Origin of the sequence: Sphingobium sp. B1D7B (assembly GCF_025961965.1) — a bacterium.
Classification (GTDB): Bacteria; Pseudomonadota; Alphaproteobacteria; order Sphingomonadales; family Sphingomonadaceae; genus Sphingobium.
In genome coordinates, this window is the sequence record NZ_JAOQOR010000001.1 from 3,485,077 (window position 1) to 3,502,798 (window position 17,722).

Annotated in this window: 17 protein-coding genes; 1 reads left to right on the top strand and 16 read right to left on the bottom strand. The window is 66.2% G+C overall.

Features of this window, described 5'->3' with window-relative positions; all coding sequences use genetic code 11:
* Window positions 1–92: 92 nt before the first annotated feature.
* The 16 genes from ligD to M2336_RS16410 form a co-directional block, all read right to left on the bottom strand.
* The gene (ligD, locus tag M2336_RS16335; RefSeq protein ID WP_264573296.1) at window positions 93–2,618 is read right to left on the bottom strand and encodes a DNA ligase D; all 2,526 of its coding nucleotides are present in this window, start codon (window positions 2,616–2,618) and stop codon (window positions 93–95) included.
* Complete coding sequence (locus tag M2336_RS16340; protein WP_264573297.1) at window positions 2,618–3,121, bottom strand: MgtC/SapB family protein; 504 nt, start codon at window positions 3,119–3,121, stop codon at window positions 2,618–2,620. The genes ligD and M2336_RS16340 overlap by 1 nt, the downstream gene beginning before the upstream one ends.
* Before the next feature lies 1 nt (window position 3,122).
* Complete coding sequence (locus M2336_RS16345; RefSeq protein WP_264573298.1) at window positions 3,123–4,058, bottom strand: Ku protein; 936 nt, start codon at window positions 4,056–4,058, stop codon at window positions 3,123–3,125.
* A gap of 706 nt (window positions 4,059–4,764) precedes the next feature.
* A complete protein-coding gene (locus tag M2336_RS16350) occupies window positions 4,765–5,523 on the bottom strand; it encodes a prepilin peptidase (RefSeq protein ID WP_264573299.1) in 759 nt (252 codons plus the stop codon).
* Window positions 5,524–5,530: 7 nt separating this feature from the next.
* A complete protein-coding gene (gene gspN, locus M2336_RS16355; protein WP_264573300.1) occupies window positions 5,531–6,253 on the bottom strand; it encodes a type II secretion system protein N in 723 nt (240 codons plus the stop codon).
* A complete protein-coding gene (locus M2336_RS16360; protein ID WP_264573301.1) occupies window positions 6,250–6,729 on the bottom strand; it encodes a type II secretion system protein M in 480 nt (159 codons plus the stop codon). The genes gspN and M2336_RS16360 overlap by 4 nt, the downstream gene beginning before the upstream one ends.
* Window positions 6,729–7,844: a type II secretion system protein GspL gene (gspL, locus tag M2336_RS16365; RefSeq protein ID WP_264573302.1), complete on the bottom strand. Its 1,116-nt coding sequence runs from the start codon at window positions 7,842–7,844 to the stop codon at window positions 6,729–6,731. Before gspL ends, M2336_RS16360 begins: the two co-directional genes overlap by 1 nt.
* A complete protein-coding gene (gene gspK / locus M2336_RS16370; protein ID WP_264573303.1) occupies window positions 7,841–8,881 on the bottom strand; it encodes a type II secretion system minor pseudopilin GspK in 1,041 nt (346 codons plus the stop codon). Before gspK ends, gspL begins: the two co-directional genes overlap by 4 nt.
* Window positions 8,871–9,536: a type II secretion system minor pseudopilin GspJ gene (gene gspJ, locus M2336_RS16375; RefSeq protein ID WP_264573304.1), complete on the bottom strand. Its 666-nt coding sequence runs from the start codon at window positions 9,534–9,536 to the stop codon at window positions 8,871–8,873. The genes gspK and gspJ overlap by 11 nt, the downstream gene beginning before the upstream one ends.
* Window positions 9,529–10,002 (bottom strand): GspH/FimT family pseudopilin, encoded by a 474-nt coding sequence (locus tag M2336_RS16380; RefSeq protein WP_264573305.1) that lies wholly within the window; start codon window positions 10,000–10,002, stop codon window positions 9,529–9,531. Before M2336_RS16380 ends, gspJ begins: the two co-directional genes overlap by 8 nt.
* A complete protein-coding gene (gspI, locus tag M2336_RS16385) occupies window positions 9,999–10,409 on the bottom strand; it encodes a type II secretion system minor pseudopilin GspI (protein WP_413715516.1) in 411 nt (136 codons plus the stop codon). The genes M2336_RS16380 and gspI overlap by 4 nt, the downstream gene beginning before the upstream one ends.
* A gap of 40 nt (window positions 10,410–10,449) precedes the next feature.
* Window positions 10,450–10,959, bottom strand: a complete 510-nt coding sequence (gene gspG / locus M2336_RS16390; RefSeq protein ID WP_181560238.1) for a type II secretion system major pseudopilin GspG — start codon at window positions 10,957–10,959, stop codon at window positions 10,450–10,452.
* 3 nt (window positions 10,960–10,962) lie between these two features.
* Window positions 10,963–12,210 carry a type II secretion system inner membrane protein GspF gene (gene gspF / locus M2336_RS16395; RefSeq protein WP_264573306.1) on the bottom strand — a complete coding sequence of 416 codons (1,248 nt, stop codon included), beginning with the start codon at window positions 12,208–12,210 and terminating at the stop codon, window positions 10,963–10,965.
* Window positions 12,211–12,233: 23 nt separating this feature from the next.
* Window positions 12,234–13,847 (bottom strand): type II secretion system ATPase GspE, encoded by a 1,614-nt coding sequence (gspE, locus tag M2336_RS16400; protein ID WP_264573307.1) that lies wholly within the window; start codon window positions 13,845–13,847, stop codon window positions 12,234–12,236.
* Entirely contained in the window at window positions 13,844–16,021 is a 2,178-nt protein-coding gene (gspD, locus tag M2336_RS16405) for a type II secretion system secretin GspD (protein WP_264573308.1), read from the bottom strand. Before gspD ends, gspE begins: the two co-directional genes overlap by 4 nt.
* Window positions 16,018–16,884: a type II secretion system protein N gene (locus tag M2336_RS16410; RefSeq protein WP_264593208.1), complete on the bottom strand. Its 867-nt coding sequence runs from the start codon at window positions 16,882–16,884 to the stop codon at window positions 16,018–16,020. The genes gspD and M2336_RS16410 overlap by 4 nt, the downstream gene beginning before the upstream one ends.
* Before the next feature lie 201 nt (window positions 16,885–17,085).
* Between M2336_RS16410 and M2336_RS16415 the strand changes: the two genes are divergently transcribed.
* Window positions 17,086–17,712 carry a prolyl hydroxylase family protein gene (locus M2336_RS16415; RefSeq protein WP_181560242.1) on the top strand — a complete coding sequence of 209 codons (627 nt, stop codon included), beginning with the start codon at window positions 17,086–17,088 and terminating at the stop codon, window positions 17,710–17,712.
* The last annotated feature ends 10 nt before the right edge of the window (window positions 17,713–17,722 follow it).

Consider the following 17,722-nt stretch of genomic DNA (forward strand, 5'->3'; position numbering starts at 1 on the left):
ACGTGTCTCGACTTCAGCTTGCAGCTGAAGTTTATCCTGAGCGCCCGCCTGCGGGCAGTCGAAGGGCTCGACACGAGCGGGCAGGCAAAGGCTCACAATTCCGGCAAGCTCTGCGCCATCAATCCCCAGCCCCGCAGAGACTTGTCCCGTGACCGCTCGATCAACGCGTCCGCATCCGCGATGCTGAACGGATGCGCGTCCTTCGCATCCTCCAGCTCCTCCCAACTGATCGGCACCGCAACGGGGGCGCCGGCGCGGGCGCGGGCCGAATAGGGCACCACCGCCGTGCCGCCCCGCTGGTTGCGCAGATAATCGATGAAGATGCGCCCCTTGCGCTTGGCCTTGCTCATCGTGGCGACGAAGCGCTCCGGCTCGGCCATGCTCATCGCCTCTGCGAAGCGATGCGAGAAATCCTTGTGCGTGTCCCAATCATGCCCCGGCGTGAGCGGAACGACCACATGCACGCCCTTGCCGCCGGACAGCATGGCGAAGCTGACCAGCCCGATATCCTCCAGTCGCCGGCGGATATCCCGGGCCGCGCGGATGATCTCGGAGAAATCCAGCGCCTCATCGGGATCGAGATCGAAGATCATCTTGTCAGGATGCTCGACATCGCTGGCCCGCGCGGCCCAGCCGTGGAACTCGATAGTCCCCATCTGCACGCAGGCGAGCAGGCCCTCGCTGTCCTGCACGTAGAGATAATCCTCCGTGCCGCCATCCTTCTCGCGAATGGGCACATGATGCACATGGGCGCCGAACGAACCGCTATCATGCTTCTGGAAAAAGCACTGCTTCGCCCGGCCCTGCGGGCAGCGCACCAGGCTGATCGGCCGGTCCGAGACGAAAGGCAGCATGATCGGCGCGATCGCCGCATAATAATCGGCCAGATCGCCCTTGGTCTGCCCGCTCTCGGGGAAAATCACACGCTCCCGGTTGGAGATCGGCACTTCGCTCTTCGCCTTGGGTGCGGGGGCTTTCTTTTCGGGCGTCACGGCGGTCGCATCCTTGTCGCTGCGCAGCCCCAGGAAGCTGCCATGCCGAACCCGGCCGTCGCCGGTAAATTCCGCAAAGGCCACCTCGGCAACCAGGTCCGGCTTGATCCACTGCGCGCCGCGTGCCTCGGCCCGAGGCACATCGGCCGCCGGGGTCTTGCGCGCGCGCGTGGCGAAGCGGGCCGCGAGATCGTCCATCGTCGCCGCATCGAAGCCGGTGCCGACCTTGCCTTTGTAGACCAGCTCCTCCCCCTCTCGCTGGCCCAGCAGAAGTGAGGCAAACGGGCGCCCCTTGGCGCTGCTGCGGGTCCAGCCGATCAGCACGAACTCCTGCCGCAGCGTACATTTGACCTTGAGCCAGTTGCGGGTCCGCGCGCCGCGATAGGGCGCGTCGATGCGCTTGGAGATAATCCCCTCCCCACCCGCCTTGCACATGGCGGCAAACAGCTTCTCGCCCGCACCAATGACATGATCGGCGACATGCAGCGGCGCCTGTGCCGGGTGGAGCAGCGATTCCAGCCGCTCCTTGCGCTCGATGTTCGAACTGCCGCGCAGGTCCGCGCCCTCGAGGCTCAGCAGATCGAAGGCGAAGAAGCTGAGCGCGGCTTTCCCCTCGTCCTTGAGCGCGGCCTGCAACGTCGAGAAATCGGGGTTACCGCCCTTACCCAGCGCCACGATCTCGCCGTCAATCAGCGCGGGCGGTAGATCCAGCGCGGCAAGGGCATCGGCAATGGGCTGAAACTTGTCCGTCCAGTCGAGGCCGCTGCGCGTAAAGAGCCGTACATCCGCCCCGTTGACGGCTGCGAGTGCACGATAGCCGTCGAACTTGATCTCGTGCATCCACTCATTGCCCGTGGGCACCGCATCGACCAGGGTCGCCAGCTGCACGGACTGGAAATCCGGCCGCTTGGCTTTCGACTGAGCTTTCGACGCCCGGCGCTCAGGCGCCGCCGCCTTCTTGGCAGCCTTGTCATTATGCGCAGCGGCGGCCTCCATCGCTTGGGTAAAGGCCTTGCCCTTCTTGCCGGCCAGCGACTGCGCGCCCGCCGTATCCGCCGCGATCTCCGCCATGGTGCGGTCGGTGAGCACGGATGTCAGTGATTGCTCCACCAGAACGTCGCCGGTGCCGGCGAAGGCGTCGTCGATCTTGCGCAGCAGCCAATTCTCGCGCTTTTCGCCGGGGCGCGGCTTCATCCGCACCAACAGCCATTCGCCCTTCATCCGCTCGCCTTCCAGCCGGAAATGGAGGTGGCCCTTCTCGATATCCTTGGCGCTCTTGCCTTCCACCGGCGCCCAGCTTCCCTTGTCCCACAGCATCACCGTGCCGCCGCCATATTCGCCCTTGGGGATGATGCCCTCGAACGTCGCGTAGGAGAGCGGATGATCCTCCGTGCGCACCGCGAGGCGCTTGTCGTCCGGGTCCACGCTCGGCCCCTTGGTCACCGCCCAGCTCTTGAGCACGCCGTCCACTTCCAGCCGGAAGTCCCAGTGCAGCCGCGTCGCATCATGCTTTTGCACGATGAACAGATTGCCGCCGGGGCTGCGCTCCTGCTTGCCAGCCGGCTCGGGCGTCCGCGTGAAATCGCGCTTGGCGTCATAATCGGCAAGGGGGCTCTTGCGGGGCATCAGCTCTTCTCCTTTTCCTTGTCGAACGCCCTCTCTGCGAGGCGAGGCTCGATCCAGCGCCGCTCCACCAGCCGCAGAAAGGTCAGCATCACCACCGACACGATGCTCGCCACCCAAACCAGCGGCCACTGCGCCGCACCGCACGCAATGCCCACCACGGTCGCCAGCCAGATGTGCGCCGCGGTGGTGAGATTATGGACCTCGCCCTTGCTGAAGACGATGAGGCCGGCCGCGATGATACCGACGAACGTCCCCGTCGCTTCGAAGATACGCAGCGGATCCATGCCCGACTGGCCGGTCGCCAGCTGGCGATAGAGCGAGATCGAGCTCACCGTCATCACCGCCGCGCTGAAGCAGATGAGGCCATGGGTACGAAGCCCGGCAGCGTGTCCGCGCAATTCCCGGTCCAACCCCAACGCCAATCCCAGCAGGGCCGCGATGCCCAGCCGCAGCATCACCTCCCCATCGACCCAATGCAGCGGCGTTCCGGGGTTGAGATCCATGTCAGGCGCTCTTGCGGCGGCTCGACCGTGATGCGGTTGCCCGGCTTCCCGCCGCCTTCGAGGCCGGAGCCTTGACGCTCTTGCTGGCGGTTGCCCGGCTCTTGGCGGGCGCGCTCTTGGTTGTGCCGCCCTTCTTGGCAGCCCCACCATCGCCAACCGACTTCTTGAGCGCAGCCATCAGATCGATGACATTGCTGCCGCCGGGCCGGCTCGCCTCCTCGGCATCCTCGAGAATGCGCTTGCCGCCCTTCGCCTTGCGCTTTTTCTCGATCAGCCCCTCGAGCGCCTCAATGTAGCGATCCTGAAATTCGGCCGGGTGGAACGGCGCGCTTTTCTTGTCGATCAGCGCGGTGGCGAGATCGAGCAGATCGGCCTCCGGCTTGGTGTCTCCGATATCGCGGAAAAAGCCCTGTGCCTTAACCACCTCATCGGCATAGCGCAGCACTTCCATCACCAGCCCGCGCCCGCATGGTTTGATCGAGACGAGTTGCTCGCGCCCACGCACGGATAATTGGCCCAAGCCGACCTTCTTCGCCTGCCGCAAGGCATCGCGCAGGACGACATAGGCCTCCTCGGCGAGATCGTCCGCCGGCACGACATAATAAGGCTTGTCGTAATAGAGCACATCGATCTCGCTCGCGTCGACGAACTGGACAAGGTCCAGCGTCTTGCGGCTCTCGATCTTCACCGCCTCGATTTCCTCGTCATCGAGCAGCACATACTGCCCCTTGGAAACCTCGAAGCCCTTCATGATCTCGTCGCGATCCACCGGCCCAACGCCGGGCGCGACCTTCTCATAGCGGATGCGCTTGCCGCTCGGTTCATGGACCTGATGAAAGGCGATCTTGGCGCCCGAGCGCGTGGCGGAAAAGACTTCCACGGGGATCGAAACGAGCGCCAGCTTGATCTGCCCACGCCAATATGCACGCGCTGCCATGAGATACCTCCGGGAATGAACCCCGCGGCGCGGTGGTTGGTTCCCCGTTTAGCGCTAGGTGGCTTCGACAATTCCAAAGTTGGTAGAATGGCGGCTATCCCATTCCATTTCCCCGAAGCTGCCTTTCCGGACACGACGACATTGCGGCCGGTGTTAGATGGTGGGGCCCTTCTGCTTGGTTACGCCAGACCATCCAGGAGCTTCATCGCAAGCGCTCCGTGTCTTCCGACATTGGAGACGGCTTTCCATCATCTTTCTGACCCGAACTTTAGCGCTGCATTGCGCGTACTTCGAAGGACGGAAAACTGTGAGAACTTGCATGCGGAATTTTGTCGTGGCGAGAAGATATTTGTCGAGTGTTTTCCAATCAATAGCCGATCCGTTCCATCGAGGGGCCCCTGCTTTTGAGAGCGATATAATGTTAGCTCCTTGGTGCATCTGGGCTTCCCACCTATCACCCACCCAATGCTTGCTCGGAGCTGGGCAAACTTTTAGCGCCGCACTAGATGATGACGTGCTCAAGGCTGCAAGGCAGCAAACACCAATAGCAAGACTAGCGTGTTTCATAAGGCATGATTTGGATGGATTGATTGGTGTGTCAATGCCCGTTTCCCAAGCCTTTTCTGACTTGCATCTTCTCCCTGTCTCCGATCGAAGCGGATGCTTTCAGGTCGGACTTTGTCCACATAACTCTACCGCATAACCGTCATGGGGCTATGGTCCACGCCAATGCTGCTGCCAATGGTGCAGCCAGGCAGAGGAAAGTGCCAAACGGCAGGCGCAGGTCGCCGGACAGCGTCCGCCCCTTCAGGCGCAGGATGACGGCCCAGATCAGCCCGCCCATGCTGGCCAGCAGCAAGACGAACGGCAGCAGTTGCCAGCCGAGCCACGCGCCGATCGCGCCAAGCAGTTTGGCATCCCCCAAGCCCAGCCCATCGCGTCCGCGCAGGCGCCGGTAGCTCATGGCCAGCAGGAACAGGCCGATATAGCCGATGGCCGCGCCGATCATGCGATCCGCAAAAGGCGCGGGCACCAGCCAGTCGCCCAGCGTGAGGCCCAGCACCGCGAGCGGCAACGTCAACGCATCCGGCAACCAGAAATGGCGCGCATCCAGCACCGCCAGCGCCAGCAAGATCCACAGCGCCACCGCGACCAGCGCGGCAGCGGGCAGCGGCAGCATCAAGGCGCAGACGCCGCCGATCAGCGCTGCGCCCAGTTCCATCATCATATGCGCCGGATCGATCCGTGCCCCGCAGGTCCGGCATCGCCCGCGCGTCCGCAAGGCGCTGAGCAGCGGGATGAGGTCGATTGCGCCCAATGTGCGCCCGCAGGCATCGCAGGCCGAGCGACCGCGCATCACCGATTCGCCCCGCGGCCAGCGGGTGACGATGGCGCCGAGAAAACTGCCGGCGATGAGACCAAGGCCGCAGCCCAGCGCCACGCGCAACAGATCGGCCCCCAACATCACGCGATCAGAACCGGCCGACGGTCCGCAGCACCTGCTCGCCATTCACCGCCTGAAAGCCGTTGGCGCCCAGCGCCGCGCCGATCAGCGGATCGGTTGTGCGCATGCGCATCGTTGCCTCATAGCTGCCGTCCTGCTTGATCCGCACGAACAGTTGCTCCTGACCGGACTGGCTGACCAGCGGCAGTTCCACCACATCGCCCGCGCACCGCACGGCGCCGGCAAGGCCATTGGCGAGACCCAGCCCGCTCATGATCGCCGGCACGCGCGCGCGCACCCGCCCTTCCGCCTTGGTGCACATGCCGCCGGAGAAGTGGACGGTCATATCCTCGAACTCGACCCGGCTCACCGGCAGCGGCGCCAGCGGTGCGCCGAGCGCGACCGATCCGGTCACATCGTCAACACCGCGCCGGTTGAGCCCCAGCGTGAAGGCCCCGCTGATATCATCGCGGTCACCCAGCCGCCGCACGATGTCGATGCGCACGCGGCCCACGAACAACTGGATGGGACTGAGGAACACATCCACCGTGCCCAGCTGAACACCGCGGATCTGCAACTCCTCGGCGCCTCCCCACCAGATGGGCCCGCGCAGGGATCGGGCGGCGACGCCCATGTCCTTGAGGCCGAACAGCGCGAAAGCGGCATAAAGCGGCCATGTTACCAGCAGCGCGATCAGGAAGATCACGCCGAGCATTATGCGCGCCCGCGTCGTCTGGACCATCGCCATCATGGCTGCGTCTCCTGGAACACGGCCTGTACGGAGACGGTGCCTTCTGCCGCGCCGGGGACGATGCTGATCGTCTGGACCGCAACCCCGTCTGCCTCCAGCCGCGCGATCCATTGCAGCAACGGCCCGACGCGCGCCGAGGCGATATTCACCGACATGCGGCCCTGCCCCTGCTGGTCGGCGCGATCGAGCGTGAAGCCCGCTTCCGCTGCTGTCTGGCCGATGCGTTGATCGACCGCGAGGCGCTCGCCCTGCACGCGCTTTGGCGGCTTCTGGCGCAATTCCGCGACCATGGCCCGCACCGACGCATAGCGATCCAGCGCGGCGCCTTGTCGCTCCCAGCCGGCTGCCAGGCCATCATTGACCGGACGCCAGACGCCCAGCCACAGGAAGATCAGCAACGCCACGATGCCCAGCCCCGCCATGAAGCGACGCTCGGCCAGGCTGTGATTGGCCCACCAGGTCCGCAGCCCCTGCATCAGCGCACCACCGTGATATCGGCGACGATCCGCGCGCCGCGCTGCTGAACGGCGTTGGCGCTAATCCGCCAGCCGGCCTCCTGAATGGCGATCAGCACCTCATTGATCTCCTCGGCCTGATTGGCGGACAGTTGCACCCGCAGCGCGCCATCGCTGCCCTGATTGATGCTGGTGAGCGTGACATTGGCATTCACCTGCATGGCGCTCATCAGCCCGGCGACCGTGCCGGTGAAGCCGCCGCGCCCGCCCCGCGCGCCGAGCAAGGCGGTCACGCGCGCCTCTGCACCGGCCGCATCGGACACCGCAGGATCGACACTTTGCGCGATGGCCACGGTCTGGGCGTCCAGTCGGGAGGCCTCCGCATTCAGCCGAACGATGGTGATGAGCGAGACGATAAGGCTGGCCAGCAGAATGAGCCCGAGCATGATGGCCATGCGCCGCCAGCGATCCTTGCCGAACAAGGCCGGCGCGCGGCGAGCGAAGGCGCCCTGCCGCAGATCCAGCGGCGGCGTCGCCAGCGCCAGCAACAGCGCCTCATCGACATCATCCGGCGGCAGACGGGTCAGCGGCGCCTCGCCGATGATGAGCGGCGCGTGCGGCTCGCTGCCATCGAACGCGCTGTCGCGCCCGCGCACCACGTCCGCGCCGCCAATGGGCGCATGGACAAAGCCATCCTCAGGCGCCGGCAGCAGCAGCGCGGAAGGGACGAGGCTTGCCTGCGCGATGCCATGCTCTGTCGCCCAGTCCACCCAATGCGTCATGGCGCTGCGGCTGGTGACGGCCACGACATGCGGCGCATCGGGATCATCATTGGCGGCAGCGGCTGCGTGAAGCTGGTCGCTATCGCCAATGCTCGCCTCCAGCGCCATCAGCCGCGCGGCGGCGGCGCCTTGCTTTGGCGTCATGCCGGGGCAGGCGATGAAGTGGAGCGTCGTCACATGCGGCGGGAGCACCAGCATGGCGTGGCCGACGGCGGGCTCGGTCTCATTCGCCTGCTCGGGCGGAAACCACTCGGTCCCGCGCCCGCGCCGCACGATCTGCTCGTCCGCCACCCGATACCAGACCGGGGGCGTGTCGCTTTCGCGCGGGAGGACAATGACATAATCGTGCTTCAACTCTCGTCACCCCATTGGCGGCGCATCAGCCGGGCCGGCTGCGTCTCCGCATCGATCAGCACAATCTCACTCACCTGGTCTCCCCCGAGATCCGCCCGTAACGTCGCTTCGAACCAGCGCGTCCTGGCCACGGTCTGGTTCTTCACATCCTCGGGCAACGCAAGCCTGACAAGCTGCGGGAGAGACCAGAAGGCGTTCACGCTGCCATACCCATCCGCAGGGCGCTGCGCCAGCACCTGCCGCGCCTGTTCGAGCCCGAGACCGTCCGGCGCGAGCATGGCCAGCAGCACGGCCTGCCCCGGCAGCAGCGTATTGATGTTGATCGGCGAGAGCCGCGTCGTCGGCAAGGCGCAGACCCACGGGCGGATGCGCTGATAGACCTGCGGCGTCATGGCATTGACCATCAGCAGCTCGCTCGGATCGGCCATTAATGTGTTGGCCGCGCGATAGGGCGGATCGAACCCCGCATAATAATTGTCTTCCGCGCCGCCATTGCCCGGCTCTGAATCGCTGTCGATCCAGTCGGCTGCGGAAATCGCGATCTGGGTGGCGGCATTCTGATCCACGCCGAGCAAACGCATCAGTGCCGCGAACTGAGCGATGCCGACCGGCCGGGCAGCGAGTTGCATGGTGGAGGCATCCCCCTCTACCCCACCTGCCGGCTCCGGCCCCACGACCAGACTGTTGAGATTGAAGCAATTGCCGCGATCCACCAGCTGCACGGTCACCGCGCCGCCGGGCACAGAGATGGTCTGGTCGCGGCCCAGCCAGCCGCCCTGCAAGGTGGTGCGATCCGCATTCACCGCCACAAGGTCGCTCACCAGATTGGCCACCATCTGCTCGCCGGTGAGCAGATAGGCGCGGCCCTGATCGGCCGAGACAATGTTGCGGGTCATCCGGCTCGCCAACGTCAGCCGATCCAGCGCGACCGCCGTGACGACCGAGAGAATGGCCACAAGCAGCAGCACCGTGAGCAGCGCAGCGCCCCGCTCGTGGGCCGGCGTTGCCGCGCTGGCATGAAGGGGGTCAGGGCGCACTGGCAGCCTCCGCCCCCTCAGCCGGCGGCTGATACATGGCAGTGCCGACCGGAAAGCGCAGCGTCACCGGCGCGGCGCCCCGGCGCTCCACGCTGATCTCGACGACGGTCGGCAGTTCGGTCGGCCGGGCGGGCGCCCAGCGGTCCTGCCAGGCGCCATTGCGCGCCCGGTAGCGCAGGCTGAGCGTCGTCACATTCTCGAACAGCACGGATGGGGCCGGCGGCTGCGCGCCATCGAGCGCCGGGTAGCCGATGCGTTCCAGCCGCCCATCCCGCCACCAATATTCGATCTTCTGCAAGGTCGGTCGGCGCAATGTGGCAGGATTGCTCCAGCCCGCGCGCACGAACTGGATCAACGGCTCCTCGCTCTGCGCGGCGCGGCCGAAGAAGGCCGGTGCGAACGTCCCGGCCTCGGTCCGGCTGATCCGCGTCACAGCCTGCGAGAGATCGGCATCGAGCAGGGACACGCCGCGCTGCACATCCGCCAGCGCATCGAGATTGCGGCCGATGGCGGCCTGCCCGTCTACGCTGGTGCGCAGCAGCACGACACCGGCCGTCGCGAGCATGGCGAAGATCATCACCGCCACCAGCAGCTCGATGAGGGTAAAACCCTCCTCGCCCGCATGGGCATGGCCAATGGCGCGCGCGTCAGTCACCGCTGGTCACCTTGCCATCCAGCGTCATGCGCACCGGCAGTTTCTGCCCGTCACGCTCCAGCGCAAAATCAAGCGGCTGATCGGCCTGCCCGACGCTGTCGAACATCACCCGCAGGCGCGTCTGCTGGCCGAGCGCGGCGCGGGTCTCGCCGGACCAGTCATGCGCGGCCAGCGGTCCTTCCGTGATCGGCTCCCACTGCCCCTGCGCCCGCCGCTCGAAACCATAAGCGGTGGTGGAGACCCACAGGGCGACCGGGCGTCCGGCGATGACGGCACTGTCCCGCGCGGCGCGCACACGCCCGGCAAAGCGGTCCACATCGCCCGAAACCCGCCCGCGCGGATCGGCCATGGTGAGGACAACCGCGCCCGAGATCAGCCCGATAATCGCGATGACGACCATCAGCTCAACCAGCGTGAAGCCGGCCGTACCGCGCGTCACAGGCGAAGCAGGGGCCCGCCGCATCATTGCGCCGGCCGCCCGAAGGTGAGGACGGCAGGCGACTGGCCCGGCCCGGCATCCACACGCACCGTCACAATGAGCAGGCGCCCGTCTTCCCCCTTGTCGACCCGCTGAATCCACGGCCATTTGCGGCCGCCATTCTCGGCCACGCCGTTGCTCGCGCCCAGCGCCGGGGGCTGCGGATCGGTCATGCGCTCGATCATGAGGTTGCGCGCGACGATCTGCGCCATGGTGCGGCTGTTGAGATCGACCGAGGTCCGCGCCGAGACGCCTTGCAGGCGCACCAGCGCCAGCGCGGCGAGGCTGAAGATGGCAAGCGCGACCAACATTTCCAGCAAGGTGAAGCCGGCGGATGCGCATGCGCGGCGCGGCATGGGCAAGCCCTGCCGATGACCGGGCGTGCCCCGCCTCATGCCTCAATCTCCCTGACGGACCCGCGCCGGTGCGCTGCCCTTAAAGATCGCTCGAATAGATGTCGGCATTCTCGCCCTCGCCTCCTGTCTGGCCGTCGGCGCCCAGCGAATAGACGTCGAAGGCGCCGCGACGGCCGGGGGCGGCATATTGATAGGGCTTGCCCCAGGGATCGTTCGGCAGCTTCTTGACGTACCCGCCGACGCGATAGCGCTCCGGCTGCGCCAGGCCCGGCGGCGGCGCGGTGAGCGCATTCAGGCCATCGCTGGTGCTGGGATAAGTGAGGTTATCCAGCCGATACTGCTCCAGCGCCGATTCGATGACGGAAATATCGGCCTTGGCCTTGGCGACATTGCTGGTGCCGAGCGCGCCGAACACATTGATCGCCACGATGGTGCCGAGCAGGCCGATGATGACGATCACCACCAGCAGCTCGATGAGCGTGAAGCCCTGCTCGCTCGGCCGCTGCGGCCCCCGCAGGGCCGGCCCGAAGGATCGCGACCGCCGTGCCTTGCGGCGGAGGGAGGAAGCGAGAAAACGCGCGAACTTCATGAGTCAGACTCCGGCACCGGTGAGATTCTGCAGCTGCATGATCGGCAGCAGAATCGAGAGGATGATGATCGCCACGATACCACCCATGAGGATGATGATCAGCGGCTCCAGCATGGAGAGCGCCGCAGCGGTAAAGCTGTCGAACTCGCGCTCCAGATATTCGGCGGCGCGCTCCAGCATCAGGTCGAGCTGGCCGGCGCTTTCGCCGCTGGCCGCGAGATAGACGAGCAGCGGCGGGAATACATCGGCACGGCGCATCGCGGCGGACAGGCTGCCGCCACCGCGCACCGACTCCACGATCTCGCTCGTCGCGGCCCGTAACACGCGGTTGTGGATGGTCGGCACGGTGAGCGAGAGGCCTTCCATCACCGGCAGGCGGCTCTGCACCATCGTCGCCAGCGTGCGGGCCATGCGCGCGGCGTGGAGATCGCGCAGCAGCCGGCCGACGAACGGCACGCCAAGCAGCATCGCATCGGCACGCAGGCGCACATCCTCATTCTTGAGCGCCCGCCAGCCGATCAGGCCGAGCGCCACCAACAGGATGAGGATCGCCCACCACCAACTTGCCAGCATATTCGAGATGCCCATCACGATGCGCGTGAGCAGCGGCAATTGCTGGCCCAGCGTATCGAACTGTTCGACCACCAGCGGCACCACGAAGATCATGAGCGAAATGATGACGATGACCGCGAACGCCGCGAGAACGGTCGGATAAGCCAGCGCCGTCAGCAGCTTGGAGCGCATCACGGCCTGCCGTTCCAGCAAGACCGCCAGCCGCTCGGTAAGCATCGGAAGACTGCCGGAGCGCTCCCCCGCTGCGATCATCGCGCGATAGAGGCCGGGGAAGCTGCGCGGGTCCATGCCCATCGCCTCGCCCAGCGTGCGTCCCTCGACCACGCCCTGATGGACCCGCGAGACGATCTCGCGCACATGGGGCTTCTCGCTCTGCCGGGTGATCGTGCGCAGCGCTTCTTCCAGCGGCGAGACCTGCGCCAGCGTGGAGAGCTGACGCGTGAACAAGGTGAGATCTTTGTTTGAGAGCCGATTGCGCTCGAAGCTGAGCAGGCTGCGCGCCGGCCGGGCCTTGCCTTCGGCCTTGGTACCCGAGGAGCCCCGCCCCTCGCCGATGCGCACCACGAACAGCTTCTTCGCCGCCAGCGCGCTGCGCGCATCGGTGGCGGTTTCCGCGCGGATCAGCCCGCGCTTCTCCCGCCCGGCGCCGTCGATGACGACATAGTCGAACTCAGGCATGGCCGTTCTCAGGCATCACGACTTCAGGCATCGACCGCTTCACGCCGCGAGATGCGGATCGCTTCTTCCGCGCTCGTCTCGCCGCTCAGCACCAGCGCCCGCGCTGCGGAAATCAGATTGGGGGCATTGAGATAGGCGTGGCGGGCAATGCGCGATTCATCGCCGCCCTCGTTGATCATCCGGCGGATCGTCTCATCGACGCGAATGGCCTCAAACACGCCGATGCGGCCCTTATAGCCGCTATTGCCGCACTGGTCGCAGCCGCGCGGGCGATAGATCAACGTGCCCTCGTCAATGCCGAGTAGCGCGCTGACTGACTTGTCCGCCGGCACCTGCTCGCGGCAGTGCGGGCACAGCCGCCGCACCAGCCGCTGGGCGATGACCGCGCGCAGCGTTGAGGCAAGCAGGAATGGCTCCACCTTCATGTCGCGCATCCGGGTGATCGCGCCCACCGCATCATTGGTGTGAACGGTCGAGAGCACGAGGTGACCGGTGAGCGAGGCTTGCACCGCGATCTCCGCCGTCTCCCGGTCGCGAATTTCGCCGACCATCACCACATCGGGGTCCTGGCGCAGAATGGCGCGCAGACCGGCGGCGAAGGTCAGGCCGACCTTGGCATTGACCTGCGTCTGGCCGACACCCTCGATGGCATATTCCACCGGGTCCTCCACCGTGAGGATGTTGCGGCTGCCGTCATTCAGCTGGCGCAGGCCGGCATAGAGCGTGGTCGTCTTGCCGCTGCCGGTCGGGCCGGTGACGAGAATGATGCCGTTCGGCTCCTCCAGCGCGCGACGGAAGACGCCATCGGCCGTGCCGGCCAGCCCGAGCACATCGAGCGAAATGCCGGCATTCTCCTTGTCGAGGATACGCATGACGACGCGCTCGCCCGCCCGGCTGGGCAAGGTCGAGACGCGCACGTCCAGCAGCTTGCCCCCTAGCGTGAGGCCGATGCGGCCATCCTGCGGCACGCGCCGCTCGGCAATGTCCAGCCGCGCCATCACCTTGATGCGGCTGACGACGACCGGCGCGACATGCGGCGGCATCCGCAACGTCTCGGTCAGCACGCCATCCATGCGCATCCGCACGACAAGGCCGGTCTCGTAAGGCTCGATATGAATATCGCTGACGCCCTGCCGGGCCGCTTCGGCGAGAATGCCGTTGATCAGGCGGATCGCCGGGGCGTCGTCGCCGCTGTCGAGGAGATCCTCGGCGGTCGGCAGGTCGCCGGCGATGAAATCGAGATCGTCGCCGCCCATGGCGAGCGAGCCGGCCATCGCCGCTGCCGAGCCTTCCATGGCGTAATGGTTGGAGAGATGCTTGTCGAAATCCTTCTGGCTGACGATCGAGACATCGAAGCTGCGAGCAAGATGCCGGCGCACCTCCACCAGCACGCGCGGATCGGCGCCCTCCCGCATCGCGACGGCAAGGCGGGGCTGCGCGGCATCCGCATCGGCCTTGTCCGCCACCAGCACCACGCCATGCTTGCGCGCGAAGGCATAGGGAATATCGACCGGCAAGGTCTCGTGAACCAGCGGTGCGGGTTCGTCAGATGCCTGCACCGGCACAGCGGGTTCATCCAGTGCCGGCACCGGCAAGGGCGCGCCTTCGGCCTGAGCGGGGCGCTCGGGCTCGCTCATGGCACGTCCGTCGTCTTGACTGCGCCGGGCCGCACGACCTGCTGGGAGCGCACCTCCTGCCCGGTTGTGATCCGCCCGTCGACGACCTGATCGCCGGGCTTGGGCTCGGCGACCGGCGGCGTCGTGCCCAGATATTCGCGCACGAGCTGATCGATGGACGGCTCGACATCCGGGTTGGCGAGCATCTGCTGGCCGCGAATATAGCCATAGCGCTGGGCGGTCATCTTGCGCGCATCGGCGCGACTGCCGAGGATCGTCGGGCGGATGAAGACCATGAGGTTGGTCTTGGCCTTCGCCCGGCTGCGCGACTTGAACAGCTCACCGATCAGGGGAATGTCCCCCAGCAGCGGGATCTTCTCGATCGTCCGGCGCTCATTCTCGTCGAGCAGGCCGCCAATGGCGAGGATATCGCCATTATCGACCAGAACCGTCGTCTCGAACTCGCGCTTGTTGATGATGAGATCGCTGCTGTTGTTGGAGACCGGTCCGGCGACGCTGCTGACCTCCTGCTTGATGAACAGCTTGATCGTCCCTTCCGAGCTGATCTGCGGCGTCACGTCGAGCATGATGCCGACATTCTGCCGCTGCACGGTGCGGAACTTGTTATCGAAATTGGGGCTGAGCGCCTCGCCCGTCGCAACCGGCACTTCCTGCCCGACGAGCATCTTGGCCTGCTGGTTATCGAGCGTGGTGATGTGCGGCGTCGAGAGGATGTTGCTCTCGGTATCCGACTGGACGGCGTTGATGATCGCGCCGAACACGCCGTTGCTGCCCAGTTCCGTCGCGATGCCGCCAAAGCCGCCGCGCGCCGCCGCCAGCGAATCGACGGCCGCGCTCTGGAGCTGATTGGCAAGGCCGCTATTCTCGGTCGTGGTCGTCGTGGTGCGCGTGCCATCGGGCGCCACCACCACCGTTTCCGTCTGGCTCAGATTTCGGGCGGCAAGCGCGCCGGCCAGCGTCAGGATGTTCGGGCTGGCATTGGAATAGTTCGTCGCGGCAAAGCCGGTCGACGTGCTGCCGACAAGGAACTGCACGCCGAGTTGCCGCGCGGCATTGTCGCCGATTTCGACGATGATCGCTTCGACCAGCACCTGATCGCGACGGGTATCGAGCTGGCGGATCACTTCGCCAAGCATCCGCTGCGTGTCGCCATTGGCCGCGACGATCACCGCATTGGCGCCCTCGTAGCGGGTCACGACGGCGGGCCCGCGCCCGATGCCGCCCCCGCTCGAACTGCTCGCCGGTGTGGCGGCGGGGGCCGCGGGTGCGCTGCCAGCCCCGGCGGGCGCGCTGGGCGCATTCGAAGCGGTCGGCGTCTCCGACACCACCCCGGCCTGACCCAGCAGTTGCTGCAGCACCGGCAGCATCTTGTCGGCATCGGCATGCTGCAGCCAGTAGACGCGAATTTCCGTGCCCGAGGCGGCGCGCGCGTCGATATCCCGCACCATCGCGGCGAGGCGCTGCACGGTCGTCGCGTCACCGCGCAGGGCGATGCTGTTGGAACTGTCGATCGCGACGATACTGGCGCGGGAGGGCGCGCCTTCCTCACCGGCGAGCAGACCTTGCAGCGAGGTGGCGATCTCACGCGCGCCGGCATTTTTCAGCGTGATGAGCTGCGTGGTCGATCCATCCGTATCCACCTGCGCGAGCACCTGCCGGATGCGCCGGATATTGTCGGCATAATCCGCCACCACGATGGAGCGGCCGGAGCGGTTGGCGGTGATCGAGCCATCGCGGCTCACCAGCGGGCGCAGCGTTTCCAGCGCCGATTGCGCGTCGATGGAGCGCAGGCGGATGACTTCCGTCACGAACTGGTTGCTGTTAGCGGCCCGGCCCACCTGCCCCGGCTGGCCCGCCGCGCCCTCGACCGGCTGGATGCGGAACGCACCGCCCGCGGCAGGCACGGCGACCAGCCCGTTGGCGCGCAGCGTCGAAAGGAAAATCTCGAAATATTCCGAGCGCGACAGCGGCCGGTCCGTCACGACCGAAACCTTGCCCTGCACCCGATTGTCGATGATGAAGGTGCGCCCGGTCACCCGCGCCGCATCCTGAATGAAGGCGCGCACGTCGGCATCCCGCACATTCAGCGTCAACTGGCCGACCGCCGGCACGGCGAGCAGCAGCGCGATCATAGCGCTGCCGGCGAAACGGCGGAATTTGGGAAGCAGGGTCATTGGCGTTCCGGAAGATTGAGTGAGATGGGCACGGTGGAGGCACCGCGCTCGACCATGAGGGACAGGCGCGCACCGGGCCGGAGCGCCGCCTGCAACTGGGCGATGTCGCCCATGGATGTGACCGGCCGCCCGTTGATCTGCACGATGATGTCGCCGGGCCGGAAGCCGACCTGTGATAGTGCGCCGCTATCGCTGCCGGCGTTGAGGACGATGCCTGTGACTTTCCCGTCCTGATTGCGCGGCGCCATGTTAACCGCCTTCATCACCGAGTCGGGCGTCAACGCCGCGGCAGGCGCCTGCGGGCCGGCGCCGGTCGTCATCTCCGGCGGCATGGCAGGGCCGCCCTCGGCCGGCGGCGCGGGCACCACGGGCGCGTCGCCACCGGACTGATCGATGTAGAGCGTCTCGCCGACACCGCCGCGCTCGATGACGACATGATCGAACTGCACGGCCTTGAGGATGATGCCCGGGGCGATCTGATCGCCCACCGCATAGCTGGCCTGCTCGCCCGCTTCATTGGCGATAATCGCCGAACCCTGGCCCGACGCCTCGTTGAGACGGATGCCGAACAGGCGGAACGGCAGGGACGTGACTTGCTGCACGCCACCGCCCGCGCTCGCGCCGGTGCGGAAGAACGGATCGAAGCCGGCGAACAGGGCGCTCCGCGCATCGGCGGACACGAGCACGGGCTCACGCGCGCGCCAGTCGCCGAACAGGCCAACCGGCGTGCCGAGCGCCCAGAGCAGCCGGGTGATCTGAATAATGAGGACGACGAGCAGCACCGCCTCGATCCATTGACCGAGGCTGGAAGAACCGCCGGGCCGGCCCTGTCGCGCGCGCCGAATGAGATCGGTCCACCGCATCCTAGATTTGATGCCCTCCAGCAAAGCAAGCGCTGCCTATGCGCGGTGTATGACTGATCCGTTTCACCATGGTTACCAAAAAATGACAACCGACGCTGAGATGCGCTGAATGGCCGGTCGGACGCCGTCTACCCCGCAAAAATAATCGCCGTGGAGCGGTTGATCCAGCTCCGCTCCCGTTGCTAGACGCACCGTTCAGCCATGTCGATGCTCGACGCACCTCTTCTTGCCGGTCAGCCGGGCATTCAGCGCCTCCCTCGGCGCGACCTCACGCTGTTCGTGAAGAAGGGTTTTCTCGATTCGGACGAATGCGCAGGGCTGATCGATCGCATCGAAGCCAACCGCCGGCCTTCCACCATCGCCGATGATCTCGGCTACGAAGCCTTCCGCACCAGCGAGACCTGCGATCTGGAGGATAGCGACCCCTTCGTCGCCGCGATCAACGCCAAGCTCGCGGCCTATAGCGGCATCGATCCCGCGCAGGGCGAGCAATTGCAGGGGCAGCGCTACGCCGTGGGTCAGGAATTCAAGGCGCATACCGATTATTTCGAGCCGGGCGGCATGGATTTTGAGCGCTATTGCGGTCGCTCGGGCAACCGCACCTGGACGTTGATGGTCTATCTCAACCAGCCCGCCGCCGGCGGCGCCACGCGCTTCACCCAGGTCGACAAGATGATCCAGCCGGAAACCGGCAAGCTGGTCGCCTGGAACAATCGCCTGCCGGACGGGACAATGAACCCGGCCACCATCCATCACGGCATGAAGGTGCGCTCGGGCGTGAAGTACATCATCACGAAATGGTATCGCGAGCGCATCTGGGCGGGGTAAGCCCGGCGCG

Bases quoted from the DNA above. Each gene is read 5' to 3' on its own strand.
- ligD (WP_264573296.1), bottom strand. From the start codon at position 2,618: ATGCCCCGCAAGAGCCCCCTTGCCGATTATGACGCCAAGCGCGATTTC.
- M2336_RS16340 (WP_264573297.1), bottom strand. From the start codon at position 3,121: ATGGATCTCAACCCCGGAACGCCGCTGCATTGGGTCGATGGGGAGGTG.
- M2336_RS16345 (WP_264573298.1), bottom strand. From the start codon at position 4,058: ATGGCAGCGCGTGCATATTGGCGTGGGCAGATCAAGCTGGCGCTCGTT.
- M2336_RS16350 (WP_264573299.1), bottom strand. From the start codon at position 5,523: ATGTTGGGGGCCGATCTGTTGCGCGTGGCGCTGGGCTGCGGCCTTGGT.
- gspN (WP_264573300.1), bottom strand. From the start codon at position 6,253: ATGATGGCGATGGTCCAGACGACGCGGGCGCGCATAATGCTCGGCGTG.
- M2336_RS16360 (WP_264573301.1), bottom strand. From the start codon at position 6,729: ATGCAGGGGCTGCGGACCTGGTGGGCCAATCACAGCCTGGCCGAGCGT.
- M2336_RS16380 (WP_264573305.1), bottom strand. From the start codon at position 10,002: ATGATGCGGCGGGCCCCTGCTTCGCCTGTGACGCGCGGTACGGCCGGC.
- gspI (WP_413715516.1), bottom strand. From the start codon at position 10,409: ATGAGGCGGGGCACGCCCGGTCATCGGCAGGGCTTGCCCATGCCGCGC.
- gspG (WP_181560238.1), bottom strand. From the start codon at position 10,959: ATGAAGTTCGCGCGTTTTCTCGCTTCCTCCCTCCGCCGCAAGGCACGG.
- gspF (WP_264573306.1), bottom strand. From the start codon at position 12,210: ATGCCTGAGTTCGACTATGTCGTCATCGACGGCGCCGGGCGGGAGAAG.
- gspE (WP_264573307.1), bottom strand. From the start codon at position 13,847: ATGAGCGAGCCCGAGCGCCCCGCTCAGGCCGAAGGCGCGCCCTTGCCG.
- gspD (WP_264573308.1), bottom strand. From the start codon at position 16,021: ATGACCCTGCTTCCCAAATTCCGCCGTTTCGCCGGCAGCGCTATGATC.
- M2336_RS16410 (WP_264593208.1), bottom strand. From the start codon at position 16,884: ATGCGGTGGACCGATCTCATTCGGCGCGCGCGACAGGGCCGGCCCGGC.
- M2336_RS16415 (WP_181560242.1), top strand. From the start codon at position 17,086: ATGTCGATGCTCGACGCACCTCTTCTTGCCGGTCAGCCGGGCATTCAG.